Raw genomic sequence first — 25444 nt, forward strand, 5'->3', positions numbered from 1 at the left:
GGCCACCGGTCCCGCATTCGGCGAGCCCCGTCGGGTAGGTGGCCGGTGTGGCGGGTAACCGTCGCGTGTCCACGACAGAGAACGCCCAGAGCCACCGCACGGGGGAGTGCAGCGCACATGGGTGTAGGAAGCGGCATCTTTCTCATCGCGATCGGCGCCATCCTGACGTTCGCGATAAGGGCCAACGTCTGGTGGATAGACCTGCGGGCGGTCGGCTGGGTGTTCATCCTGGCCGGGCTGGCCGTACTGCTGACCACGCTCTGGTTCTGGCAGGACCGGCGTAAGCGGGCGCGGACCCTCATCGTGGAGGAGAACCGGCTGTCCCATCCGACGGCGATGATGCCGCCGCCGCCCGACCCTCCGCCGCCGACCGCGCCACCCTCCTGAGCCGCGTACGCCTGAGCCACCCGTCGACCATCGGCGGGTGGCTCAGCCGCGTGCGGTGTGCCGGTCGGTGATGGGCGCCCCGGCCCGGTCCAGTTCCGTCCAGGCGACAGGGGCGCGGTGCACCGCCAGTTCGGTGGTCCGCAGACCCTCCCCGTCCGTCCCCTCCGGGTCCAGGAGCGCGGAGAGCAGCGAGATGCCCGGATTGTGGGCGATCAGCAGAGCTGTCCTGGCCTCCGCGTCGACGGTGCGGACCAGCGCCAACAACTCCTCCGGGTGGGCGTCGTACGCGCCGGGCTCGTAGCGCACGCTCGGGCGGGGACCGGCCGGCCCGCCCTCGGGCGGCGTACCGGTCATCCCCATCGCCACCTGGTGCCAGGTCTGTCGGGTGCGTCTGGCGGTCGAGCAGATCACCACGTCGGGCAGCAGTGCCTGACGCGCCAGCCAGGCGCCGGCCGCCGCCGCGTCGGCCTGCCCACGCGCACTGAGCGGGCGCACCGCGTCGTCCGTACCGTCGCTGCCCTGCTCGGCTTTCGCGTGCCGCAGGAGGATCAGTGTCCGTGTCTCGGCGGGGACGTCCGTCATGCCCTCAGCTTGCCCGATTGGCGATCTCCGTGCCGGGGTAAGTCGATGGATGCCGCACCCCTACCGACGGCCGCGGCGGGCCGTACGCCAGGTAAGAGCCGAGGAGCGAGACATGGGCATTGGTGGCAGCATCTTCCTGATCGCGCTGGGCGCGATCTTCGCATTCGCCGTGGAGGCCGACCTGGGCTGGCTGAACCTGGCCGTCGTCGGCTGGGTGTTGATGCTGGCCGGTGTCGCCGGTCTCCTCACCACCCTCTACTTCTGGAACAGCCGACGCCGCACGGTGGTCGCCGCGCCGGTCCGCGAGGACCGCGTCGTGGCCGATCGGGTGGTGCCGGTCCAGGACGACCAGGTCATGCGGGAGTACCGCGAGGTGCGCCGGCCGGGCCGGCCGGTCTGACCCGAGCACGCAACGACTCCGGGGTCCCGCAGCGTCGCGGGGCCCCGGCTCGCGTGTGCCAGGCCCGGCTCGCCAGTGCGGTCAGGCGAACAGCGCGAAGTAGATCGCGATGTGGTGGCAGAGCGCGGCCAACAGGGTGCAGGCGTGGAAGAACTCGTGGTGACCGAAGACGGTCGGCCACGGGTTGGGTCGGCGCAGCGCGTAGAAGATCGCACCGACGCTGTAGATCGCCCCGCCGACGATCAGCAGCACGAGCGCCGCCACGCCGCCGCCGTGCAGGATCTCCGGCAGCATGGCCACCGACACCCAACCGAGCGCCAGGTAGAGCGGCGCGGAGACCCAGCGTGGCGCGTGCGGCCAGACCACCTTGAGCGCCACGCCGGCCAGCGCGCCACCCCAGACCAGGCCGAGCATCACGGTCGCCGGTCGCGGCGCGAGCAGCAGGGCGCAGAACGGCGTGTACGTGCCGGCGATGAATACGAAGATCATCGAGTGGTCCATCCGGCGCATGATCTGGTAGCCGCGCTCGGACCACACGCGACGGTGGTACAACGCGCTGGTGCCGAAGAGCCCGCAGACCGTGACGCTGTAGATGACGCAGCTCACCAGGGGTGCCCACCCCGGTCGGGTGGCGGCGATGGAGCAGAGCACGATGCCGCAGACCAGGGCGACGAAGAAGGCGTACGTGTGCAGCCAGCCGCGCATCCGGGGCTTGCCGATGTCGACCGGCTTCAGGCGAAGCGGGGCGGAGGTGGTCACGACATCAGGTTACGGCACCGTAGGTTACTTGCAAGTAGTCGGACCGGTGACGCCGGGCACCGTCACCGTGAACACCTCGCCGTCACCAGATCGGCGAAGATGAGCCGATGCGGTTCCGATCCATCGGGGCACACGCCCTGCTGCTCGACTGCACCGCCCCCGCCGACGTGCCCGAGGCCGCCCTGGTCGAGGCATGGCGCGCCGAGCTGTGGCGGCGTCGCGAGCTGGGCGAACTGATCACCACCGAGATCGTGCCGGCGGCCAGCACCGTCCTGCTCGACGGCGTACCCGACCCGGCCGCGACGGCCGACCTGCTCTCCCGATGGGCGTCGACGGTCGCGACGGCCGCCGCCACCGAGGGCTCCACCAACCGGGAACGCGACGGCGGCGGTGCGGAGGTGGTCGTCCCGGTCGACTTCGACGGGCCGGACCTCCCGGCAGTCGCCGAGCACTGGAAGGTCGACGTGCCGGCCGTGCTCCGGCGGCTGACCGGCACCCCGTTCCGGGTCGCCTTCTGCGGCTTCGCCCCCGGCTTCCCCTACCTGACCGGGCTGCCCGCCGAGTTGGCGCTGCCCCGACTGGCCACCCCCCGCCCCCGGGTACCGGCCGGCTCGGTCGCGCTGGCCGGCCCGTACGCCGGCATCTACCCGGGCGCGTCTCCGGGCGGCTGGCTGCTGGTCGGCCGGACCGACCTGGTCCTCTTCGACGTGCACGCCGACCCGCCGGCCCGCCTCAGCCCGGGCACCCCGGTCCGGATGGCGGCGACGTGACCCGGCCCTCCGAGATCGAGGTGCTCCGCGCCGGCTCGCTCACCACCGTGCAGGACCTGGGCCGGCCCGGCTGGGCACACCTGGGCGTACCCCGGGCCGGTGCCCTCGACCCGGCGGCCCTGCGGCTGGCGAACCGCCTGGTCGGCAACCCGGAGCACGCCGCCGGCCTGGAGGTCACCCTGACCGGCTGCGTGCTGCGGCTGACCCGGGCCACCACCGTGGCGGTCACCGGCGCCGAGGTGCCGGTCCGGGCCGGTGACCGGCCCGGCGACGTCGGACGCCCGCTCACCGTGCCCGCCGGGACGGTGCTGCGGATCGGCCCGGCCCGCCGCGGCGTACGGAGCTGGCTGGCCGTGGCGGGTGGGATCGACGTGCCGCCGGTGCTCGGGAGCCGGGCCACCGACACCCTCTCCGGGCTCGGCCCGCCCCCGCTGCGCGACGGCGACCGGCTGCCGCTCGGCGAGCCGCAGGGCGAGCCCGCGCCGGTGGACGTGACCGTCAGCCCTCCACCACAGCCGGAGCTGCACCTGACGATTCGCCCCGGCCCCCGAGACGACTGGTTCACCCCCACCGCGCTCGACCGGCTTCTTGGCACCGCGTACACCGTTACCCCGGTGAGCAACCGGGTCGGCGCTCGACTCACCGGCGCGCCGCTGCCCCGCGCGGTCGCCGGCGAGCTGCCCAGCGAGGGCATCGTGCTCGGCGCGGTGCAGGTGCCGGCGGACGGGCAACCCCTGATCTTCCTCGCCGACCACCCGACCACCGGCGGATACCCGGTCATCGGGGTGGTGACCGACGTGACCCCGCTCGCGCAGGCCCGGCCAGGCACTACCGTCAGATTCCATGGACCTCAACGCTGACCTGGGCGAGGGATTCGGCATCTGGCGACTCGGCGACGACGAGGCGCTGCTGCACCTCGTCACCTCCGCCAACGTCGCCTGCGGCTTCCACGGCGGCGACCCGTCCACCATGCGGCGGGTCTGCGAGAGCGCGGCGCGGCGCGGCGTCGCGGTGGGCGCGCAGGTCGGCTACCGGGACCTGGCCGGCTTCGGCCGGCGGCGCATCGCGTACGACTTCGCCGAGCTGCGCGACGAGGTGACCTACCAGCTGGGCGCGCTCGACGCGTTCTGCCGGCTGTTCGGCACCCGGGTCCGCTACCTCAAGCCGCACGGGGCGCTCTACCACGTGGCCAGCACCGACGAGTCCCAGGCGGCGGCGCTGGTCGCCGCGGTCACCGGCCACGACCCCGACCTGCCGGTGCTCTGCATGGCCGGCTCGACGCTCGCCCAGCTCGCCGTCGGTGCGGGGCTGCCGGTCGTCGCCGAGGGCTTCGCCGACCGCGGCTACCTGCCCAACGGGGCGCTGGTGCCGCGCGGCACAGCCGGCGCGCTGGTCACCGACCCGGACGAGATCGCCACCCGGGCGGTACGGATGGCCACCGAACGGACCGTGGTGGCGGTGGACGGCACGGTCATCCCCTGCGCGGTGGACTCGATCTGCGTACACGGAGACACCCCCGGCGCGGTCTCCGCCGCCGAGCTGGTCCGCGCCTCGCTGATCGACGCCGGAGTCCCGCTCGCGCCGTTCGCGTAGCGGGACTCCGGCGTGCCGTAATGGGCGGTGGCGGTCAGGCGTCGAGGCCGCGCAACACCAGTGGAAGCCGGGCCGCCGCACCGTCGACCACCCGGACCGGGACGCCCCAGTCCTGCCGGGTCAGGTGGCACGCGGCGTGCTCGACGTCCGCGTCGCAGGTCGCCGCCTGCGCGGTCACCTGGAGCACCCCGTCGGTCACCTCGCCGTTGAGCACCAGCCGCCGGGACAGCTCGGTGCCCGTCCCGGCACCCTCCACCAGCAGCTCCGGCGGGGACGCGGAGACCACCAGCCGGGTCGACGGCCCGTACGTCTCGTCCAACTTCTGCCCAGGCGCCGGCGTGAAGACGATGTCCAGGGTGACCTCGCCCGCCGCGACGTCGGTCGGCTTCCGCTCGGTGCGGTGCCGGGGACCGTCCACCGTGCTGGCGCCGGCCGCCGACAGCGCACCCGGGGCCAGCCGGGTCAACCGGTGCGCGGCGGACTCCACCACCAGCACCTCGCCGGCCGGGGTGAGCACCAGGTCGCTCGGCTCGGCCAGCCCGTCGGCGACCGTCGACACCTGACCCGTCTCCGGGTCGAAGCGGCGCACCGCGCCGTTGTAGGTGTCCGCGACCAGCACCGAACCGTCCGGCAACGCGCACACCCCCAGCGGATGCTGGAGCAGCGCCGACTCCGCCGGCCCGTCCACGTGCCCGAAGTCGAACAGGCCCTGCCCGACGGCGGTGCCGAGCACCCCGTTCTCGACGTACCGGACCGCGCTGGTCTCGCTGTCAGCGATCCAGAGTCGGACGCCGTCGGCGGAGACGGAGAGCCCTGACGGCTGCGCCATCCACGCCTCGGCCAGTGGGCCGTCGCGCAGTGCCTCGACCGTGGTGCCGGCGTACATGCCGGCCGTCCGCTTGATCGGATCGAACCACCAGAGCTGGTGGATACCGGCCATCGCGATGATCAGCTTGTCGTCGTACCAGGCCAGGTCCCACGGGGACGAGAGGTCCACGGCGAGCGCGTCGTGCGCGTGGTCGTCGACCGTGGCCCGCCACTGCCGGCCGCTGCCGGCCACGGTGACCACCTCGCCAGACGCCAGGCGTACGCCGCGCAGCAGGTGGTTGACCGTGTCGGCGACCACCAGGTCGTAGCCGGCCACCTCGGCGACGTGCGTGGGCAGCAGGCAGAGCCCCTGCGGCTCGGAGAACGTCGCCGCACCCGCCGGCCCGTCAGCCCGGCCCCGCTCGCCCGAGCCGATCCGTCGCACCGGCGACTCGCCGTCCGGGGCGAGCTCGACCAGCGAGTGCCGGGCCGAGTCGGAGACCAGCAGGTTGCCGTCCGGCAGCACGACCGCCTTGCCCGGGAAACGCAGCGTGGTCTCCGGTGCCGGCGGCGGGACGTACGGGCCGTCGCCCCGGTGCAGGGTGCCCTTGGCCTCGTGGGTGGCGATCAGCTCGTCGATCAACCGGGACAGCCCCTCGGCGTGTCCCTCGCCGGCCATGGTGGCCACGACGTACCCCTCGGGGTCGATCACCGACAGGGTCGGCCAGGCCCGGGCCGCGTACTGCTGCCACATGTCCATCTCGGGATCGTCGAGCACGGGGTGGTGCACCCCGTACCGCTCCACGGCGGCGGCCAGCGCGTCGGCGTCCTTCTCGTGCTCGAACTTCGGCGAGTGGACGCCGATCACGACGAGCACGTCGCCGTACTTCTCCTCAAGCGGACGCAGCTCGTCGAGCACGTGCAGGCAGTTGATGCAGCAGAAGGTCCAGAAATCGGCCAGGACGATCTTGCCGCGCAGGTCGGCGAGCTTCAGATCGCGTCCACCGGTGTTCAGCCACCCCCGACCGCGCAGTTCGGGGGCCCGTACTCGTGCGCTCATGACTCCATCGTGCCTGACCACCGGCCCGCGAACGGCCGGAGGGGCCGAGCCGCCCGCCCGCAGCGGGGTGGGACGACGACGGCGGGGCCACGGATTCCCGTGGCCCCGCCGTCGGTGTGTCTACTTGGTGGCCGGCTTGAGGCAGAGCACCCGGTTGGTGCCGTCGCCGGGCAGCACCACGTGCGGCTGCGTCGTATCGGTGCACTTGTCCTTCGCGTCCACCTTGGAAACGATGGTGAACGCGCCGGCCTCGCCGCAATCCGTCGCCGAGGCACCCTGACCGGACTGCTTCACACAGGTGCCGACCGCCGGGTCGAAGGCGGGCGCCTCGTCCCCGCCGCCGAACTTGCCGAGCAGCATCAGAAGGCCGAGCGGCACCGCCAGGATGAGCACCGCGGCGATCAGCACCGCGGCGAGCACACGGCCGTTGCGCACCTTCGGCACCGGCGGCTCCGCCTTCGGCTCGTCGGCGTCCGGCTTGAACGCCTCGAACCTGTTGTGGTCGGACTCGCCGGCCTGCTGACCCCAGGACGGCGCGGCCTGCTGGGGTGCTGGGGGGAACGTCGCCGTGAAGCCGGCACCCGGTGCCGGCTCCGGCGGGCCTCCGAAGCCCGGTCCACCGAAGCCCGGAGCGCCGTTCACCCCGGCGCTACCGGCCGCCGGTGACCCGGGGCCGTACTGGTTTTCCGGGCGTTCGGCGCCGGCCTGCGGCCGGACCCCGTTCACCGGCCGGTTGTTGCCGGGCGCGTCGACGAAGGACGGCACGCCGGGCGGGAACGCCGGCGGCGCGGACGCGGCCTCGAACCCGTTCGGCGCCGACGGCCGCTCCCGGTCGTCGAAGCGCGGTTCGGCCGGGGAGTCGCCACCCCAACCCGGGCCGCCCTGACGGTCCGGGCCGTTCTGCCAGTCCGGTGCGCCCTGACGCTCGGGGCCGTTCTGCCAGTCGGGTGCGGCCTGACGGTCCGGGCCGTTCTGCCAGTCCGGTGCGGCTTGGCGCGCGGCGCCGTTCTGCCAGTCGGGCGTGCCCTGACGCTCCGGGCCCGGGTCGGCCTGGAACGCCTCCGGCGCGGCCTGCTCCGGCTCGGGTTGGGCCGGACGGCCGTACACCCGGGGCTGCGGCGCGGACGTGCCGGTCGGTCGGATGGCCTGGTCGGTCGGGGGCATCACCCGGCTGGCCAGTGGCACAGAGGCGCTCGCCGAGGCCCGGCCCACCGCGCCGGCCGCCGACTCGGCCTCCTGCGCCGGTACGACCGCGCGGCCCGCTCCGGACTCCGGAGAGGTACGCGGGGCGGGCACCACGGCACCGCCTGCCGGCGACTCCTCGGCCCGACCCCAGGCGGCCGGCTCCGCCTCGTACTGCGCGGCGGCGTCCGGGGTCTCCCGCTCGGCGTACGACGGCTGCTCGGGGATCGCGGCGAACGGGGCGGGCGACGCGTAGTCGACCGGCGGAGCGGCGGCCAGGCTGGCACCCGGCACGCGCTGCTCCTGCGGGGGCAGCGGCACGGCGTTGGCCGGCGAGATGCCCGGCGCGGGCCCGGGCTGGTAGGCCGGCGGCTCGTCGCCCCGGTCGGCCTCCCAGCCACCGCGGGGCTGTGCGGAGGCCTCCGCCTCGGCGCGACCCCACACCTCGCCGGGCGCCCACGGCTGGGCATCGGGCACACCGGCGCTGCCCTGGGAGGCACTGTCCGGGGCGGCGGCCCAGGCCGGCGACCCGTCGTTGCCCGGCACGCTGGCGCTGGCCCGCGCCGCGGTGCCGGTCTGCTCCGGGGTCCACGCCGCCGGCTCGGGCCGGTCGGTCGGCTGGTCCTGAGCCGACAGCACCCAGTCCGGCTGCTGCGGACGGCCCTCGGCGCCACCCCAGGCGGCCGGCTGCCCGGCCTCGTCCTGCTTCGCGTCGGCGCCGTCGCCCCACGTGCCGGGCTGCGCCTGCTGCTGCTGTTGTGCGGCCCAGCCGCCGGAGCGGGCCGGGTCGTCCTGGCCGGGCCAGTTCGCCGCCGGTGCGGGCACCTGGGCTGCGCCACGGGCGGCGGCCGGCTCGGCCTGCCCCCAACCGGGGGTCGGCTGCTCGGTCGGCTCGGCGGCCTGGCCCCACGTCTGCGGGGACTGGTCGGCCGGCGTCCACACGGGCTGGTCGTCGCGCGCGGCGGCGCCGGTGGCCCAGCCGCCGGAGCCGGCCGGGTCATCCTGCTGACCGTTGCCGGACCAGCCGGTGGCCTGCGCCGACTCGGGCTGCTGCGACTCGGCGCCACGCCAGTCACCGGCGGGCGGGTTGGACTGCGCCGCACCGCCCCAGCCACCGGAGCGGGCTGGATCGTCCTGCGGGGAGTCGGTGTTCCAGCCGCCGGAGCGGGCCGGGTCTTCCTGGGCCGGCCAGGTGGCGGTGGCCGGTGGCACCTGCGCGGCACCCCGCGCGGCGGCCGGCTGGGCCTGCGCCCAGTCGGGCTGCTCGGGGGCACCGGCGGCCCAGGCGGGACCGCCCTGCTCGGCTGGCGTCCAGCCCTGCTGCTGCGCGCCCCACTGGGCGGCCTGCGCGTTGTCCGGTGCGCCACCGTTGCCGGGCCAGGCGCCGGGCTGCTGCGGCTCGCTCGCGCCACCGCCGTTGGCCCACGCCGGCTGTGCCGGCTCGGGGGGCTGCGGCGTGGCACCGGAACCCCAGGCGGGGTTCGGCTGCTGCTCCGACTGGGTCGCCCACGCGGGTGCCGGCGGGTTCTGCCGCGCCGGCGGTGGGGGTGCCCAACCCAGGTCGGGACCGGCGGCGTTGTAGCCGTTGTCCGGCTGCGCCGGGCGGTCGCCGTACGGCGCCGGTCCGCCGGCGCCCGGTGACACCTCGTCCGGCTCCTGGCCGGGACGGTGCGGGCCCTCGGACGTCATGGGTGCGCCTCCTCCATCACATGTCGGCCGCCGGTGCCGATCGGTCTCCTCGGCATGGCTGCCGGCGTCACCGGCGTACGGCCGTGCCGGCTCCCCGCACGGTATCCGGTGGCCGCACAGCGCGTCCAAGGAGCACCGGTCGTCACTCCGCGTTGCCGGTCGGTGTCGAGCGGCTTCTATCGGATCGGCTGGTGCCGGGCCGGCGGGCGGTGACCGAAGCCCACCGTACCGGGCGCTGCGGCAGGGCGGAATCCCGGTGCCAAGAGGTGGTGAAACGCCGACGGCCCGCCCGGCGGACCGGGCGGGCCATCGATCTGGAGGAGGTGAGGAAAGTGGTGGAGCGTCAGCTCATGTGACGCTGGGCGATGACGAGGAGCTCCTCGCGGACCGCCGGCGAGGTCGCGGACCGCAGCGCGTGCTCGATGGCACGGGCACGGCGGGTGGCGTCGCGGTGGTTGCGGATGCGCTCGATCATGCTCATTTGTGGTTCCCCCTGGTTGTCAGCCCCTGATGTCTCTATTCAACCGCAGAAGCCCACCAACTTCCATCGATTATTAGGTGAGCTGAGACACCTGCCTAACAATCAAAGGTGAGAGGGCTCGCCAACCAGTGTTTCCGTTGCCGAACGGCCACGGCCGGTGTGCCGGGCGTTAACCCGTGGCACACCGGCCGTGGCCTGGCGTTCGGACGGTCAGGTCCAGGCGAGCAGCGCCGCCTCCGGGTCGGCGAGGAAGTCGCCGATGTCGCGCAGGAACTTCGAGCCCAGCTCACCGTCGATGATGCGGTGGTCGAAGCTCAGCCCCAGCGTGGTGACCTGACGCGGCTTGACCTTGCCCTTGTGCACCCAGGGCATCTCCCGCACCGCGCCGAAGGCCAGGATGGCCGACTCACCCGGCGGCAGGATCGGCGTGCCGGTGTCCACCCCGAACACCCCGACGTTGGTGATGGTCAGGGTGCCGCCGGACATGTCAGCCGGTGAGGTGCGCCCCGACTTCGCCGTCTGCACCAGGTCGTTCAACGCGTCCGCCAGTTCGCGCAGCGAGAGCCGGCCGGCGTCCTTCACGTTCGGCACGATCAGGCCGCGCTCGGTGGCCGCCGCGATACCGAGGTTCACGTACTCCTTGACCACGATCTCGTCGCCGGCCCACGTCGAGTTGACCATCGGGTGACGCCTCACGGCCAGCAGCACCGCCTTCGCCACCAGCAGCAGCGGCGAGACCCGGACGTCGCGCCACTCCCGCCGGCCCCGCAGCCGGTCCAGCGCCTTCATCGCCCGGGTCACGTCGACGGTCAGGAACTCCGTCACGTGCGGGGCGGTGAACGCCGAGCGGGACATGTTCTCGGCGGTGAGCTTGCGGACCCCCTTGACCGGGATGCGCTGCTCGCGGTCCGCGCCGAAGCTCGCGGCGCTCGCCGCCACCGACGTCGTCGCGACCGGCTCGGCCGCCGCCACGGACCCGTTCGCCGCCTGCTGCACGTCCTCCCGGGTGATCGAGCCCAGTGGGCCCGAGCCGGTCAGCGTGCCCAGGTCGACCCCGAGGTCCTTGGCGAGCTTGCGTACCGGCGGCTTGGCCAGCACCAGTCCGCCGCTCGTCGCGGCGCCCCGCCCGTTGGCGACCGGAGCCGGAGCGACCGGAGCCGGAGCCATCGGAGCCGGTGCGACCGGCGTGGTCGTCGGTGCGGCCTGCTCCGGGACGGCACCCTTGCGCGGGCGGCGCTTCGCGGCGGTGGTACGCGGGCCGTAACCGACCAGCACCGCGGTCCGCCCACCCGGGGCCGGGCCGCCGATCAGGCCGGGCTCGACCATGCCCTCAGCCGGTGCCACCTCCACCGCGGCCAGCGAGGCCGCCGACGGGGTGGGCAGGTCGCCGCCGGGCGTGGACGTGGTCGACGGCGCGTCCAGCGGGCCGGCACCCGGGTCGGTGTCGATCGCGATGATCGGCGAGCCGACCTCGACCGTCGTCCCCTCCGGGTGGAAGATCCGGTGCACCTGACCGGCCCACTTCGCCGGGATCTCCACGGCCGCCTTGGCCGTCTCCACCTCGACGATCGGCTGGTTCAGCTCGATGGTGTCGCCGACCTTGACCAGCCAGGCGAGGATCTCGCCCTCGGTCAGCCCCTCGCCCAGGTCGGGCAGGTTGAACTCCTTGATCCGGGACATGTCGATCACCAGCCGAACGAGCGGTCGACGGCGTCGAGCACCCGGTCCAGGTCGGGCAGGTACTCCTCCTCCACCCGGGCTGCCGGGTAGGGGGTGTCGAAGCCGGTCACCCGCAGCACCGGCGACTCCAGGGAGTAGAAGCACTCCTCGGTGATCCGCGCGGCCAGCTCGGCGCCGATGCCGATGTTCGACGGAGCCTCGTGCACCACCACGGCGCGGCCGGTGCGCTTCACCGACTCGTACGCCGCGCTCAGGTCCAGCGGGGAGAGCGTGCGCAGGTCGATGACCTCCAGCTCCCGGCCGTCCTCGGCGGCGGCGGTCGCCGCGTCCAGGCAGGTCCGCACCATCGGCCCGTAGGCCAGCAGGGTGACGTCGGTGCCGGGTCGCACCACCCGCGCCGAGTGCAGCGGGTACGCGTCGGCCAGCGGCGCGTCCAGGTCGACGGGACCCTTCTCCCAGTAGCGCCGCTTGGGCTCCAGGAAGACGATCGGGTCGTCCGAGGCGATGGCCTGCTGGATCATCACGTACGCGTCCTGCGGGTTGGCGCAGGACACCACCTTCAGGCCGGCGGTGTGCGCGAAGTACGCCTCCGGCGACTCGGAGTGGTGCTCGACGGCGCCGATGCCGCCGCCGAACGGGATCCGGATGACCATTGGGATGCTGAGCTTCCCGCGCGAGCGGTAGTGCATCTTCGCCACCTGCGACACGATCTGGTCGTACGCGGGGTAGACGAAGCCGTCGAACTGGATCTCGCAGATCGGCCGGTAGCCACGGATGGCGAGGCCGACCGCGGTGCCGATGATGCCCGACTCCGCCAGCGGGGTGTCGATGACCCGCTGGTCGCCGAAGTCCTTCTGGAGCCCATCGGTGATCCGGAAGACGCCGCCGAGCTTGCCGACGTCCTCGCCCATGATGATGACCTTGGGGTCGTTCTCCAGGGCGCGGCGCAGACCGGTGTTGAGGGCCTTGCCGAGGGTGAGCGTCTCCGTGGCCATCAGTGGGCGCTCCCCTCGAACGACTCCATGTACTTGCTGAACTGCGCGCGCTGCTCGTCGAGCAGCGGAGACCCGTTGGGGTAGACGTGGTCGAACATCGTCACCGGCTCCGGGTTGGGCATGGCGAGCACCCGCTCGCGCAGGTGCACCGACTCCCGGCGGGCCTGCTCGTCGACCTCGGCGAAGAAGGCCGCGTCGGCGATCTGCTGCTTCTCCAGGAAGGCCTTCACCCGGGAGATCGGGTCCTTGGCCTGCCACGCCTCGACCTCGCTGGCGATGCGGTAGCGGGTCGGGTCGTCGGAGGTGGTGTGCGCACCCATGCGGTAGGTGTACGCCTCGATCAGGCTCGGGCCCTGCCCGTGCCGCGCGTTGTCCAACGCGGTACGGGTCACCGCGTAGGTGGCCAGCACGTCGTTGCCGTCCACCCGGATGCCCGGGAAACCGAAGCCGGCGGCCCGCTGGTAGAGGGGGATGCGGGTCTGCCGCTCCAGGGGCTCGGAGATCGCGTACTGGTTGTTCTGGCAGAAGAAGACCATCGGCGCGTTGAACACGCCGGCCCAGACGAACGCCTCGTTGACGTCGCCCTGGCTGGTGGCACCGTCGCCGAAGTAGGCGATCACCGCTTCGCCGTCGTCGGTGCCGGTCTTGCCGTCCATGTTGATGCCCATGGCGTAGCCGGTCGCGTGCAGGGTCTGCGCCCCGATCACGATCGTGTACATGTTGAACTTGAACTCGTTCGGGTCCCAGCCGCCCTGGTCGACGCCGCGGAACAGGCCGAGCGGCATGATCGGGTCGATGCCCCGGCAGTAGAGGACGCCGTGCTCCCGGTACGTCGGGAAGGCCATGTCCTGCGTGCGCAGTGCCCGCCCGGAGCCGACCTGGGCCGCCTCCTGGCCCAGCAGGCTGGCCCAGATGCCCAGCTCGCCCTGGCGCTGCAACGCGGTCGCCTCGGCGTCGAGCTTGCGGACCAGCACCAGGTCGCGGTAGAGCCCCCGGTACTCCTCGTCGGTGAAGTCGACGCGGTACTCGATGCCGTCCGGGCCGGTGACGCTGTCGATCCGCTCGCCTTCGGGGGTGAGCAGCTGCACCAGCTCGGGGTTGCCGGTCGCGCTCTTCCTGGAGCGGGGTGCCGCCCGCCTGCCGCGGGTGGTGCCCCCGGGGTCGCCCTTTGCCATCCGTCTCTCCCTGTCGTGTCTGCGTCGGCACCGGGGGGTCACCCGGCCGCGCAACTCGTGCGCCTGTCCGGCTGCTGCCGGACCGGTTCCTGGCGGCCGCGCCTAGCCCCGGTGGGGGTTGCCGCGCGGCGTGAGCCGGATTCTGGCCGAACCCGGTTCGGGAGCGCCGGCGCTCAACCGCGCCTGCCGCGAGGGTGCGCGGAGGTCACGGCTGCGTTGCCGTCGTGCTCCATATTCGCAGAGGAGGTGAGCGCGCCCACAGTACGCCCGCCCCGCATTCCGACCGCCCACCCTTTGCTGACCTTTGTCGCCATGATGCCGGGAAGCGATCGGCGGGCGATACGGCGACGGTTCGTCACCTTTCGGTCATCTCCGCGTGTCGACACGCGGTGGAGGTTGGCTGACGGAGGGTAACTAGGCGAGGCTGATTACCGCAGGATCGCGCCGATCGGGTGTTTTGCCGGTGTTTTTCAGCCGACGGTGTCCATCCGCGTCCTCCAACGGCCGACGACAAGGGGTGTGCGGTGCACGAGCCAGGTGACGGTCCCGGCACACCGGCGCTCGGCCGGCACCGGTCGCCCGGTGGATACCGCCCGGTGGTGGGCGCGCACCGCGCGCCCGGCGCCGGCGGCCCCTCCCGGGGCTACCTGCTCACCGTCGCGCTGCTGGCCGGCACCGCCTCGATGCCCATCCTCGCCGCGATCAGCGCGGGCTCGGCCACCCCGGGCAGTACCGCGCTGCCGGACAGCAGCACCCCGTTCATCCCCACCCCGTCGGTCGGGCCGGTGGTGATTCCGCTGCCGATGACCAGTCAGCCGGCGCTTCCGCCAGCCGGCACGCCCAGCGTCGGCCCGACCGCGACCGGTGGTTGGCTGCCCGCCGCTCCCCGACACAGCCCGGAGGGGTCGAGGCCCGGGTCGGCCGCAGACGATCCGGGGCCCGCACCCCGGGCCGTGCCGCGGCCGACGCCGAGGGCGACCCGCAGCACCCCGCCGGCCGCGCCGCCCAGCCCGTCGCCGGTGCCGTCACCGACCCGTACGCCGACCGACCCTCCGGATCCCGACCCCGACCCGACCCCCACGGCGAGCCCGACGCCGACCGTGCCGGCGACCCCGACCGGGACCGACTCCTCGACGCCGACCGCGGTGCCGACCAGCACCCTCTCCGTGCCAGCCACCAGACCCACGCCGCCGGCAACCCCCGCCTCCTCGGGCAGGCGACCCAGCCCCACCAACCCGCCGACGACCCTGATCAGCCGGTCGCCGCTGGCCGGACCGACACACCCCACGGTGTCCCCGCCGGTACGGTGACGATCAGGCGCGACCAAGCCGGCGCCGGCGGTGGTCGGCGGTAGACGCGTACCGGAGGGGGCGGCGTGGGCGGCGGTGGGGAACTCCGCCCGGTCACCACCCGACCCGGCCCGGGGCTGCGGGTCGCGCGACTCGTCACCGAGGTGACCGCGCCGGCCGTGCTGGTGTCGCTGCTGATGGTCACCGTGAGCTGGCACAGTGCCCCGGTCGCCGCGCACGGCCTGGCGTGGGGGCTGCTCGCGACGATCTTCGTCACCGGCATCCCGTTCGCCTACATCGTCGGCGGGGTACGCCGTGGCCGGCTCACCGACCACCACGTCGGCCGCCGGGAGCAACGCCGGGTGCCGCTCCTGGTCGGCCTCGGCTCGGTCGCTGCCGGCCTGGCCCTGCTCGCCCTGCTCGGCGCACCCCGTCCGCTGCTGGCGCTGGCGGTGGCCGGTCTGGTCGGCCTGGTGGTCGCCGTGTCGGTGAGCCACTGGTGGAAGATGTCCATCCACTTGGCGGTGGCCGCCGGCACGCTGGTCATCCTGGCGCTGACCTTCGGTGCCCGGCTGCTCGTCGCCCTGCCGCTGTTGGCCGTGGTCGGCTGGTCCCGGGTGCGGCTGCGTGACCACACCGTGCCGCAGGTGCTGGCCGGCGGCGTGCTCGGCGCGCTGATCGCCGGGGTGGTCTTCGGCCTGCTGCGCTGACCGGGCCTGAGATCCGGGTCGGCGGCACGGGGCCGCCGACCCGGATGCCGTCAGGCGCCGTCGTCGGCGAGCCGGTGCCGGTTCGCCTCGATCCAGGCGTCGAGCGCGGCCGGGTCGTCCGGGTCCACGCCGTCGGCCATCAGCTGGGCGACGGCCGCCGTTGCCGGGCTGCGCCGCTCACCGGTGGAGTAGAGGCGGGCGAACTCCGGCACCATCTCCTCGATCGCCTCGTCGGTACGCGTGGCGGCCGACTCGGGCAGCCCGCGCTGGCGGGACGCGTACCGGGCCCAGGCGCGCAGCACCCGGGGCAGCATCGCCGCGTCGTCCATGTCCAGCACCGCGCGGCGGTGCACCCAGTCGAGCAGGAAGAGCCCGGACATCGCGGGGCTCCACCGCATCGGGTCGGCGTCCGGGAACGTCGCCGAGTGGTCCAGCAGCAGACTCAGGCAGAAGTGCAGTGATGCCAGCTCGGGACCGTCGACGGTGTCGAGCCCGAACCGGGCCGCCTCCGGGGCGGCCAGGAACCGCCGGACCAGGTCGGTGCGCTCGGCGGCGGTGAGCGGCTCGACCTCGGCCGGGCCGGTCGGGTCGGCGGCGGTGGGCAGCACGGCCAGCCGGGCGCCGACCAGCGCGCGGTCGGTGGCGAGCGAGCCCTCACCGGGCAGCTCGCCCAGGTCGTCGGTGACGGCGAGATGCCGGGCCACCTCACCACGCAGCCGGGCCGGGTCCTCGGTGCGGAACCAGGTCAGCTCGTCGTCGGCGCACATCTGGCGGACCTGGTCCAGGATCCGTTCCGCCGGGCCGCCGACGAAGATGTCCTTGGTGATCCCGATGTTGTGGTCCACCAGTGCCACCAGCGCGTGCTCGGGGCCGCCGGTGGCGTCGTCGTAGGCAAAGGTGGCGAGGTAGGAGGTCTGGTCGCCGTACACGTCGCCGTACGCCCAACTGCCCGTGAGGTGCACCCGGCCGAGCTGCCCGGACCAGGCTGGCGCCTGGCTGCCCGGCCGCACCCGCTCGGTGCCCTCGGCGTTGGGCACGAGCGCGGCGAAGACCTGGCGGATGGTGGTCGCCGCCACGATCCGGCGGCGGGCGGTGGCGGTGAGGAACCCGGTGACGAACTCCCGTACGGCGGTGTCGCGGTCGGTCTCCGCGATCGAGTAGACGCTACCCAGCAGCGCGCTGCCGAGCATCTCGGCATCCAGCGCGGACTCCAGCTTGGTCACGTCGCGTGCGGCGTGCAGCACCGCGTCGTAAGGGGTCTGAGGCGTGGCCATGCTTCGACCCTACGCCGCCGGGCGGGTACGCAGAGGGGTAGCGAGCCGTGCGGGGCCTCAGCGCCGGGCGGCGTCCTTCAACGCGTCGCGTGCCTGCGCGTACGAGGCGAGCACGATCCGCACCGGTGCGAGCACGTACTCGTCGCCCACCCGGGCGACCTCGGCCGTCAGCCGCTGGTCGGCGCGGGCGCGGGCCCGACGGGCCGCCCAGCGCACCAGCGGCCGGGTCAGCGCCGCCACCAGCAACCCGGCGAGCAGCCCGCCGAGAAGCAGGAGAGTGGGCAGTGGCACCTGCCCGACCATCGGGTTGTCCAGGGCGGGCAGGCCGAGTGCCCGCAGCGCGTAGCCGAGCACCAGCCAGCCGAGCCCCACCACGGCGGCCAGCGTCACCAGCCACTGCACGCCGCCGACCAGCCGCCACCAGAGCGGTCGTCGGCCCAGGCCGAGGTCGGTGCCGGCGACCGCGCGGTCCAACGCGTCCGGCAGGTCGCCGAGGCGGGACCGGGCGGCGGTGGTGACCGCGGCCGGCCAGGCGGCGGGCAGGTCGGCGGCGGCCCGGTCGGCCACCGCGCGGATGGCCAGGCCGAGCGCGGAGCGCTGGGCGGCCGTCGGGTCGGGCACCGAGGTCGCCGCGACCAGGCTTTCGGCCGGGTCGGCCTGGTCGCCGGCCGGGCCGGGCAGGTGGAGCCGGCGCAGCGGGTCCGGCCGAAGCCGTCGCCAGCCCCGGACCACCGGCCAGCCGGTGGCGGCGCCGGCCCGATGCCGGTACGCCTGCTCCACCGCCTCGGTGACCGCCGGTACGCCGGCCGCGCCGGCCAGTGCCCGGTTCAGCCCGTCGACGGCGCCGTCGTCCGGTCCGCCCGCCGGTCGGGCCGAGCCGACCAGTTCGTCCAGCGCGGCGACCACACCGTCGACGTCACCGGCGAGCCGGCGCAGTGCCGCCTGTCGCTCGGCGACCGTCTGCTCCAGCGCGGTGCGCAGCCCGACCATCCCGGCCGGGTCGATGGCGGTGGTGGCCAGCAGGGGCACGTCGGTCAGCCCGTCGGCGTCGAGCAGCCGGCGCAGGTCGTCCAGGACCCGGGGAAGCTCGGCCGGGGGCAGCCGGTCGGCCTGGTTGAGCACGACCAGGGTGACGTCGCGGTGTCGGTGGAACTCGCGCAGGTAGCTGTCGTGGATCACCCGGTCGGCGTACTTCTGCGGGTCGACCACCCAGACCACCTGGTCGACCAGGCCGAGCAGCCGGTCGACCTCCAGCCGGTGGGACCGCTGCACCGAGTCGAAGTCGGGCAGGTCGAGCAGGATCAGCCCGTGCAGGGCGGTCTCGTCGTCCGCGTCCAGCGCGCTCTCCCGGACGAACCGGTGCCGGGGCAGTACGCCGACCCAGTCGAGCAGCCGGTTGGCGCCCTCCAGCGGCCCCCACACGCAGGCGTGCGTGACGCCGGTGGTCGGCCGGCGGACCCCGACGGGTGAGAGCTCCAGCCGGGCCAGCGCGTTGAACAGGCTGGACTTGCCGCTGCCGGTGGCACCGGCCAGGGCGACCACGGTGTGGTCCCGGGACAGGGCGAGCCGGGTGCCGGCCCGCTCGACGAGGGTGTGCGCGGGCACCAGTTGGGCGTCCGGCAGCAGGCCGTCCACCGCGGTCAGGAACCGGCGTACCGCGTCGAGGCGGGCGATCAACGCGTCCGGGTCGACCCGCTGGTCGCCGCGGAACGCCTCGCGTATCCGGCCGGTGATGTTGCTCACCGGGACCCCTCCTCGTCGGCGGCCGGCAGGCTGTCGTCGCCGGAGGCCAGGCCGCTGCGGTGCCGGGCCAGCTCGACCCGGCCTGCCGCCCGGCGCAACCCGTCGCCGGCCTCGGCGGCGGGGCGGGCCTCGGCGGTGCGGGTCAGGAAGCGGTCGGCCTCCGCGTCGAGCAGCGTCCGCACCCGGTCCAGCAGGTCGGCGCGGGCCTTGGCAGCGAGGGTACGCACCGCCTGGTCGCCGAAGATCGCCTGGAGTACGGCCTGCGCGGCGACCGTGGTGCCGGCCCCGGTGGCCAGCTCCAGCCCGGTCGGGATGAACGCGGTGGAGGCGAACACGGCGATCATCACGGCGAGCCCGGTGGCGTTCACCGCGTACGCGGCGGTGCGGGCCACGAACCGTTTGTCGCCGCCCTCGACCCGGACCAGCTCCAGCACGCCGCGCTGCCAGTCCCGCACCATCCGCTCGGCGCGTTCGGGCAGGTCGTCGCTCGGGTGGGCGAGCGCCGGCTCCAGCAGCTCCGCCCCGGCCGGGTGCGCCTTCCACCCGGTGTACGCGCTCTCCGCGGCCTCGGAGGCCACCCCGCGCAGCAAGGTGACCAGTTGCGACTCGATGGCGTTGCGCAGCTCGGTCGAGGGCGCCGGCCGGCCGGTGACGGCGGCCACCACGCGATCCCGCAGCCGCCCGATCCGCGCCTCCAGGGTGCGGAAGAGCTCCCCGGTGCCGACGAACTCCTGCCACCGGGCGAGCACCTCGCCGCGGAGCAGCCGACCGTCGCGCAGGCCCTCCTCGACGGTCCGTTCGGCGCCCCGGTAGGCGGCCCGGACCCGTTCGTCCAGCGCGTCGGCGGCGGCGACCTGCTCGTCGGCGGCGTCCGCCAGCTCCTCGACGGCCGGGTGCACCGCGGCCAGCGCGCCGTCCAGCGTCTGCCGGACGACGGCCGCCCGGGCGTCGGCGTCGGCGGCCAGCCGGGCGAACCAGTCGGCCAGCGGCGCGGTGACCGCCTCGGGCAGCAGCCCCTGGCCGTCGACCCACGTCTCGGGCAGCACGAACAGCGGTGCCCGGCCGAGGCCCTGCGCGGCGAGCATCTCGGTCAGGTGCGCGGCGATCTCGTCGCTGGCCTCGGCGGGCACCCGGTCCAGCACCATGGCGATCACCGCGCCCCGGGCCCGGGCGCTGCGCAGCAGCTCCCAGGGCACCGCGTCGGCGTACCGGGCGGCGGTGGTGACGAAGAGCCAGAGGTCGGCGGCGGCCAGCAGTTGACCGGCCAGTGCCCGGTTGGCGTCGACCACCGAGTCGATGTCCGGCGCGTCGAGGAAGGCCAGCCCGGCGGGCAGGGCCGGGGCGGTGACCAGGTGCAGGGCCCGCGGATCGTCGCTCGGCTCGGTCGTACGGGTCAGCCCGGGCAGCAGCTCGCCCTGGCGGAACCAGGCGGCGTCGGCCGGGTTGCACACCAGCACCGGCGAGCGGGTGGTCGGCCGGAGCACGCCGGCGGCGCTGACCCGGGCCTTGACCAGGCTGTTGACCAGGGTCGACTTGCCGGCGCCGGTGGAGCCGCCGACGACCACGAGCAGGGGCGCGTCGAGCCGGGCGAGCCGGGGCAGCAGGTAGTCGTCGAGCTGGTCGGTGAGGGCGGTGGCGGTCTGCCGGGCAGATCCGGCGGAGGGCAGCGCGAGCGGGTACCGGGTCGCGCCGATCGCGGCCCGGAGACCCGTCAGCGCCCCGGGGAGGCTGTCGTCCCCGATGGTGGCGGGCTGCTCCTCCGCGGCGTCCGGCGGGCCGGTCCGGGCTGCGACGGCGGGCGCGCCGGAGCGGGTGGCGGGATCGCCGGGCGTCGTCACCGCTAAAGCGTGCCCGACCGATGCAAGGGAAGACAACCGGACGGTAATAACGGCTGGGTTGCGTCGGGTCGGCTCAACCCAACTTGACGATTCGTCGGCGCGTGGCACTATTGAGTCAAGTTCACTCAACTTGTGGTGTGGTCCGCTCCGGGCGGTGCCCGCCGGCAGCCCGCGGGCAACGCCCGTCACCTGCACAACCTTACGAAGCGAGGAAGCGAAGATGGCACGTGCGGTCGGTATCGACCTCGGCACGACGAACTCCTGCGTCAGCGTTCTCGAGGGCGGTGAGCCCACCGTCATCGCCAACGCTGAGGGCTCGCGGACGACGCCGTCGATCGTCGCGTTCGCCCGCAACGGCGAGGTGCTCGTCGGTGAGGTCGCCAAGCGCCAGGCGGTGACCAACCCGGACCGGACGATCCGGTCGGTCAAGCGCGAGGTCGGCACGAACTGGTCCGTCGACATCGACGGCAAGAAGTACACCCCGCAGGAGATCTCGGCTCGGACCCTGATGAAGCTCAAGCGGGACGCCGAGGCGTACCTGGGCGAGCAGATCACCGACGCGGTGATCACCGTGCCGGCCTACTTCAACGACAGCCAGCGGCAGGCCACCAAGGAGGCCGGTGAGATCGCCGGCTTCAACGTGCTGCGGATCGTCAACGAGCCGACCGCGGCCGCCCTGGCGTACGGGCTGGACAAGGGCTCCAAGGAGCAGACCGTCCTGGTCTTCGACCTCGGCGGCGGCACCTTCGACGTGTCGCTGCTGGAGTTGGCCGAGGGCGTCATCGAGGTCAAGTCGACCAGCGGTGACAACCACCTCGGTGGCGACGACTGGGACCAGCGGATCATCGACCACCTGGTGAAGACCTTCCGTGGTGAGCACGGCATCGACCTGGGCCAGGACAAGATGGCCCTCCAGCGGCTCCGTGAGGCCGCCGAGAAGGCCAAGATCGAGCTGTCCGCCGCCACCACCACCAACATCAACCTGCCGTACATCACCGCCGGCTCCGCCGGCCCGCTGCACCTGGACGTGACGCTCAGCCGCGCCGAGTTCCAGCGGATGACGCAGGACCTGCTGGACCGCTGCAAGGGCCCGTTCGAGCAGGCCGTGAAGGACGCCGGGATCAAGATCTCCGACGTCGAGCACGTGATCCTGGTCGGCGGTTCGACCCGGATGCCCGCCGTGACCGACCTGGTCAAGCAGCTCACCGGCCGCGACCCGAACAAGGGCGTCAACCCGGACGAGGTCGTCGCCGTCGGCGCCGCCCTGCAGGCCGGTGTGCTCAAGGGTGAGGTCAAGGACGTCCTGCTGCTCGACGTGACCCCGCTGAGCCTGGGCATCGAGACCAAGGGCGGCATCTTCACCAAGCTGATCGAGCGCAACACGACCATCCCGACCAAGCGCTCCGAGGTCTTCACCACGGCGGACGACAACCAGCCGTCGGTGCTGATCCAGGTGTTCCAGGGCGAGCGGGAGATCGCGGCCTACAACAAGAAGCTCGGCACCTTCGAGCTGACCGGCCTCCCGCCGGCGCCGCGCGGCGTGCCGCAGATCGAGGTCGCCTTCGACATCGACGCCAACGGCATCGTCAACGTGCACGCCAAGGACCTCGGCACCGGCAAGGAACAGAAGATGACGATCACCGGCGGCTCCTCGCTGCCGAAGGACGACATCGAGCGGATGCGCCGGGACGCCGAGGAGCACGCGGAGGAGGACAAGCGCCGCCGCGACGACGCCGAGACCCGCAACGTGGCCGAGGCGCTCCAGTGGCAGACCGAGAAGTTCCTCGCCGAGAGCGGTGACAAGCTGCCCAGCGAGAACCGGGAGCAGCTCAACGAGGCGCTCGGCGAGTTGCGTGGCGCCCTCGGCGGCCAGGACATCGAGAAGATCAAGTCGGCGCACGAGCGGCTGGCGCAGGTCTCCCAGCAGGCCGGTTCGCTGCTCTACTCGCAGCAGGCCGAGCAGGGCCAGCAGCCCGGCGGCGAGGCCGGCCCGGGTGCGACCGGTGCGACCGGCCCGCAGGCCGGCGGTGCCGGTGGCGCCGACGACGTGGTCGACGCGGAGATCGTGGACGAGGACGGCAAGAAGTGACCGTCGGCCTCCGACACGTGTCCACTGCGAAGGGGATGAGGTAGCCGCATGACGCAGAAGCCACGAGCCGCCGACCCGGGCGACACCGGGTCGGCGCCGGGTGGCTCCGCGCCCACCGAGCCGGCCACCGGCGACGGGGAGCGGGTCGTCATCCGCAACAACCGCAAGCTCACCGACACGACCGAGCCCGAGGGCACGGCCGCCGACGCGGGGACCGACGTCGCCGCGGAGGGCCTGGTCGAGGACGCCGAGATCGTGGTCGACGAGATCGAGATCGAGTCGACCTCGGTCGACGGTCCCACGCCGTCCGGTCCGCCGGTGGTGGACGCTCCGGCGCAGCCGGTGGGCGGCGGCGGCACCGGTACGCCGCTCGGCGCCGAGCTGGAGGCGCTCCGGGCCGAGTTGGACGAGCGGACCCGGGACCTGCAGCGGGTGTCGGCGGAGTACGCCAACTACCGCAAGCGGGTCGACCGGGACCGCAGCCTGGTGCAGGAGCAGGCGACCGGTTCGGTGCTGGCCGCACTGCTGCCGATCCTGGACGACCTGGACCGGGCCCGGGAACACGGCGACCTGGTCGGGCCGTTCGGCACGGTGGCGGAACAGCTCACCACCGCGCTGGGCAAGTTCGGCCTGACCGCCTTCGGCGAGCAGGGCGACCCGTTCGACCCGACCCGGCACGAGGCGGTCGCGCACCAGACCTCGGCCGAGGTCAGCGAGCCGACCTGCGTGCAGGTCATGCGGCGTGGTTACCAGCTCGGTGAGCGGCTGCTGCGCCCCGCGCTGGTCGCGGTCGCGGATCCGGAATAGTGCGAAACGGTGACCGGGCCGTCCCGTCCGCTGCGATGCGGCGGGCGGGACGGCCGGGCCACGACGGTAGGAAGGGGGTGGACCGGTGAGTTCGAAGGACTGGCTCGAGAAGGACTTCTACGCCGTGCTCGGCGTGGACAAGGCCGCCTCCGCGGATGACATCAAGAAGGCGTACCGCAAGTTGGCGCGGGAGTCGCATCCGGACCACAACCCGGGCGACCCGAAGGCCGAGGAGCGGTTCAAGGCCGCGTCCGAGGCGTACAACGTGCTGTCGGACACCGGCCGTCGCCGGGAGTACGACGAGATGCGCTCGCTGTTCGGCTCGGGCGCGTTCCGGCGCAACGCGCGGGGCGCGGGCCAGCCGGGCGGCATGCCCTTCGACGTCTCCGACCTGTTCGGCGGCGGGGCCGACGGCGGTGACCGTCGTTTCGGTGGAGCCGGTTTCCAGGACCTGTTCAGCTCGATCTTCTCGGGTGGGCAGGGTGGTGGGCAGGCCGCACCGCGTGGTCCGGCCCGTGGCCGGGACGTGGAGACCGAGGTCGCGCTGGACTTCGGTGACGCGGTGCGCGGGGTGACTCTGCCGCTGACGCTGCGCGCCCCGGGCGTCTGCGACACGTGTCACGGCAACGGGGCCAAGCCGGGCACCCAGCCGCGCACGTGCCCCGCGTGCCACGGCGCCGGGGTGACCACCCGCAACCAGGGTTCGTTCAGCTTCTCCGAGCCGTGCCGCACCTGCCAGGGCGTCGGCACCGTGGTCGAGGAGAAGTGCCCGGAGTGCCACGGCAGCGGCGGGGTCACCAAGACCCGCACGCTGAACGTGCGCTTCCCGGCCGGGGTGGCCGACGGTCAACGGATCCGGCTGGCCGGGCGGGGCGAGCCTGGCGAGCGCGGCGGTCCGGCTGGTGACCTGTTCGTGCACGTCAAGGTCCGGCCCGACGAGCTGTTCGGGCGTACCGGCGACGACCTGACGCTGACCGTGCCGGTCACCTTCGCGGAGGCCGTGCTCGGCACGGACCTCCGGGTGCCCACGCTGGACGGCGCGGTGACCCTGCGGGTCCCGCCGGGCACGCCGAGCGGTCGGGTGCTGCGGGCTCGGGGCAAGGGTGTGGTCCGCCGCGACGGGCAGGCCGGCGACCTGCTGGTCACCCTCGACGTGGTGGTGCCGGCGCGGTTGTCGGACGAGGCGCGCGCAGCGCTGGAGGCGTTCGCCGAGCAGAGCCCGCCGGCGGCGCGGGAACATCTCGACGCACGGGTGCGTCGGGTCGGTTAGTCCGGTGGGATGGACGCGGAGGTGAGCGGGATGTCGGGCGAGTTCCTCGGTTCGGGTGACCCTGCCTACGAGGCCAAGGTGTTGATGATCTCGGTCGCGGCACGGATGGCGGGGATGCACCCACAGACCCTTCGCCAGTACGACCGGCTTGGGCTGGTGCAGCCCGGCCGGGCGGCCGGTGGTGGGCGTCGGTACAGCGTCCGCGACGTGGTGCTGCTGCGCGAGGTGCAGCGGCTCAGTCAGGACGACGGCATCAACCTGGCCGGGGTCAAGCGGATCATCGGGTTGGAGCGGTTGCTGGAGCAGGCGCAGCAGCGGGTGGCCCGGCTGGAGGCCGAGCTGGACGCCGCGTACCGCCGGGTGGCCGAACTGGAGTCGCTGGCCCGCTTCCCGGGCCGGGATCTGGTGCCGACCAACCGCACCTCCACCGCGCTGGTGGTCTGGCGGCCGCGCCGCACGCCCGACCGCTGACCAGACCCGCACCCGGTTCCGTTTCCTCGGCCCGGTCCGCGCCGGATTTCCCGGCGCGGGCCGGGCCGTTCCGGTTAGCCTGGCGATACGGGTTCTATCGTCTTATTTCGGACCTACCGCCATGGCAGGGGGAGCGATGACGGAGCCGGCGAAGCAGGTGGCCCAGCAGACGGAGGACCGGCTGGAAGACCTGGCCGACACCGTCCGCGAGAAGTTCGACAAGGTGACCGACGGAACCTTCCGGGACAAGATCGTCAAGGGACGGTTCGCCGACCAGGGAGACCAGGGCGTCGACCCGGGCCGGACCGAGGCCCCCGGGAAGCAGGACTGACCGGTAACCGACGTGCGGGTCGGGACCCACGGGGGGTCCCGACCCGTTCGCCGTTCAAGGAC

General features: G+C 73.7%; 23 protein-coding genes. 11 read left to right on the plus strand and 12 right to left on the minus strand.

The genetic code is table 11. The features are described 5' to 3' along the window. Positions 1 to 117: 117 nt before the first annotated feature. On the plus strand, positions 118 to 387 hold the full coding sequence (locus ACTWLT_RS08650) for a DUF6458 family protein (RefSeq protein ID WP_074315731.1): 270 nt from the start codon (positions 118 to 120) through the stop codon (positions 385 to 387). A 42-nt stretch (positions 388 to 429) separates the two neighbouring features. Here ACTWLT_RS08650 and ACTWLT_RS08655 read toward each other — a convergent pair whose 3' ends face one another. Next, a complete protein-coding gene (locus tag ACTWLT_RS08655) occupies positions 430 to 969 on the minus strand; it encodes a SixA phosphatase family protein (protein WP_445317821.1) in 540 nt (179 codons plus the stop codon). A 112-nt stretch (positions 970 to 1081) separates the two neighbouring features. On the opposite strand from ACTWLT_RS08655, the gene ACTWLT_RS08660 reads away from it, so the two are divergent. Beyond that, on the plus strand, positions 1082 to 1369 hold the full coding sequence (locus tag ACTWLT_RS08660) for a DUF6458 family protein (RefSeq protein WP_252417034.1): 288 nt from the start codon (positions 1082 to 1084) through the stop codon (positions 1367 to 1369). A gap of 81 nt (positions 1370 to 1450) precedes the next feature. Here ACTWLT_RS08660 and trhA read toward each other — a convergent pair whose 3' ends face one another. Further along, positions 1451 to 2128 (minus strand): PAQR family membrane homeostasis protein TrhA, encoded by a 678-nt coding sequence (trhA, locus tag ACTWLT_RS08665; protein ID WP_445317822.1) that lies wholly within the window; start codon positions 2126 to 2128, stop codon positions 1451 to 1453. 107 nt (positions 2129 to 2235) lie between these two features. Here trhA and ACTWLT_RS08670 point away from each other — a divergent pair, with 107 nt between their 5' ends. From ACTWLT_RS08670 to ACTWLT_RS08680, 3 genes are read left to right on the plus strand one after another with little or no spacing between them, the layout of a single operon-like run. Continuing rightward, the gene (locus tag ACTWLT_RS08670; RefSeq protein ID WP_445317823.1) at positions 2236 to 2898 is read left to right on the plus strand and encodes a 5-oxoprolinase subunit B family protein; all 663 of its coding nucleotides are present in this window, start codon (positions 2236 to 2238) and stop codon (positions 2896 to 2898) included. Next, positions 2796 to 3758 carry a 5-oxoprolinase subunit C family protein gene (locus tag ACTWLT_RS08675; protein WP_445317855.1) on the plus strand — a complete coding sequence of 321 codons (963 nt, stop codon included), beginning with the start codon at positions 2796 to 2798 and terminating at the stop codon, positions 3756 to 3758. Before ACTWLT_RS08670 ends, ACTWLT_RS08675 begins: the two co-directional genes overlap by 103 nt. Next, positions 3742 to 4491, plus strand: a complete 750-nt coding sequence (locus ACTWLT_RS08680; RefSeq protein WP_445317824.1) for a LamB/YcsF family protein — start codon at positions 3742 to 3744, stop codon at positions 4489 to 4491. Before ACTWLT_RS08675 ends, ACTWLT_RS08680 begins: the two co-directional genes overlap by 17 nt. 34 nt (positions 4492 to 4525) lie before the next feature. Here ACTWLT_RS08680 and ACTWLT_RS08685 read toward each other — a convergent pair whose 3' ends face one another. From ACTWLT_RS08685 to ACTWLT_RS08715, 7 genes are all read right to left on the minus strand, one after another. After that, positions 4526 to 6358 (minus strand): NHL domain-containing thioredoxin family protein, encoded by a 1833-nt coding sequence (locus ACTWLT_RS08685; RefSeq protein WP_445317825.1) that lies wholly within the window; start codon positions 6356 to 6358, stop codon positions 4526 to 4528. Between the two features lie 120 nt (positions 6359 to 6478). Continuing rightward, positions 6479 to 9229 carry an LppU/SCO3897 family protein gene (locus tag ACTWLT_RS08690; protein WP_445317826.1) on the minus strand — a complete coding sequence of 917 codons (2751 nt, stop codon included), beginning with the start codon at positions 9227 to 9229 and terminating at the stop codon, positions 6479 to 6481. A 343-nt stretch (positions 9230 to 9572) separates the two neighbouring features. Continuing rightward, positions 9573 to 9710: a hypothetical protein gene (locus ACTWLT_RS08695; RefSeq protein WP_252417041.1), complete on the minus strand. Its 138-nt coding sequence runs from the start codon at positions 9708 to 9710 to the stop codon at positions 9573 to 9575. 210 nt (positions 9711 to 9920) lie between these two features. Next, on the minus strand, positions 9921 to 11390 hold the full coding sequence (locus tag ACTWLT_RS08700) for a dihydrolipoamide acetyltransferase family protein (protein WP_445317827.1): 1470 nt from the start codon (positions 11388 to 11390) through the stop codon (positions 9921 to 9923). Between the two features lie 5 nt (positions 11391 to 11395). Continuing rightward, a complete protein-coding gene (locus ACTWLT_RS08705) occupies positions 11396 to 12385 on the minus strand; it encodes an alpha-ketoacid dehydrogenase subunit beta (protein WP_252417042.1) in 990 nt (329 codons plus the stop codon). Further along, entirely contained in the window at positions 12385 to 13560 is a 1176-nt protein-coding gene (gene pdhA, locus ACTWLT_RS08710; protein WP_252417043.1) for a pyruvate dehydrogenase (acetyl-transferring) E1 component subunit alpha, read from the minus strand. Before pdhA ends, ACTWLT_RS08705 begins: the two co-directional genes overlap by 1 nt. 811 nt (positions 13561 to 14371) lie before the next feature. Beyond that, entirely contained in the window at positions 14372 to 14848 is a 477-nt protein-coding gene (locus ACTWLT_RS08715) for a hypothetical protein (RefSeq protein ID WP_445317828.1), read from the minus strand. 87 nt (positions 14849 to 14935) lie between these two features. Here ACTWLT_RS08715 and ACTWLT_RS08720 point away from each other — a divergent pair, with 87 nt between their 5' ends. Continuing rightward, on the plus strand, positions 14936 to 15559 hold the full coding sequence (locus ACTWLT_RS08720; RefSeq protein WP_445317829.1) for a phosphoesterase PA-phosphatase: 624 nt from the start codon (positions 14936 to 14938) through the stop codon (positions 15557 to 15559). 50 nt (positions 15560 to 15609) lie between these two features. Here ACTWLT_RS08720 and ACTWLT_RS08725 read toward each other — a convergent pair whose 3' ends face one another. From ACTWLT_RS08725 to ACTWLT_RS08735, 3 genes are read right to left on the minus strand one after another with little or no spacing between them, the layout of a single operon-like run. After that, positions 15610 to 16833 (minus strand): hypothetical protein, encoded by a 1224-nt coding sequence (locus tag ACTWLT_RS08725; protein WP_445317830.1) that lies wholly within the window; start codon positions 16831 to 16833, stop codon positions 15610 to 15612. 57 nt (positions 16834 to 16890) lie between these two features. Further along, the gene (locus tag ACTWLT_RS08730; protein WP_445317831.1) at positions 16891 to 18576 is read right to left on the minus strand and encodes a GTPase; all 1686 of its coding nucleotides are present in this window, start codon (positions 18574 to 18576) and stop codon (positions 16891 to 16893) included. Continuing rightward, entirely contained in the window at positions 18573 to 20414 is a 1842-nt protein-coding gene (locus ACTWLT_RS08735; protein ID WP_445317832.1) for an ABC transporter, read from the minus strand. Before ACTWLT_RS08735 ends, ACTWLT_RS08730 begins: the two co-directional genes overlap by 4 nt. A gap of 220 nt (positions 20415 to 20634) precedes the next feature. Between ACTWLT_RS08735 and dnaK the strand changes: the two genes are divergently transcribed. The 5 genes from dnaK to ACTWLT_RS08760 all read left to right on the plus strand — a co-directional run bounded on the left by dnaK (position 20635) and on the right by ACTWLT_RS08760 (position 25382). After that, positions 20635 to 22503, plus strand: coding sequence for a molecular chaperone DnaK (gene dnaK, locus ACTWLT_RS08740; protein WP_252417049.1), 1869 nt, complete (start codon positions 20635 to 20637; stop codon positions 22501 to 22503). A gap of 48 nt (positions 22504 to 22551) precedes the next feature. Beyond that, positions 22552 to 23310, plus strand: coding sequence for a nucleotide exchange factor GrpE (gene grpE / locus ACTWLT_RS08745; RefSeq protein ID WP_445317833.1), 759 nt, complete (start codon positions 22552 to 22554; stop codon positions 23308 to 23310). Positions 23311 to 23395: 85 nt separating this feature from the next. Further along, positions 23396 to 24580, plus strand: coding sequence for a molecular chaperone DnaJ (gene dnaJ / locus ACTWLT_RS08750; protein WP_445317834.1), 1185 nt, complete (start codon positions 23396 to 23398; stop codon positions 24578 to 24580). Positions 24581 to 24610: 30 nt separating this feature from the next. Continuing rightward, positions 24611 to 25051: a heat shock protein transcriptional repressor HspR gene (locus ACTWLT_RS08755; protein WP_030332087.1), complete on the plus strand. Its 441-nt coding sequence runs from the start codon at positions 24611 to 24613 to the stop codon at positions 25049 to 25051. Between the two features lie 136 nt (positions 25052 to 25187). Further along, complete coding sequence (locus ACTWLT_RS08760) at positions 25188 to 25382, plus strand: hypothetical protein (protein ID WP_445317835.1); 195 nt, start codon at positions 25188 to 25190, stop codon at positions 25380 to 25382. Positions 25383 to 25444: the final 62 nt, after the last annotated feature.

This window comes from Micromonospora yongxingensis (assembly GCF_052601155.1).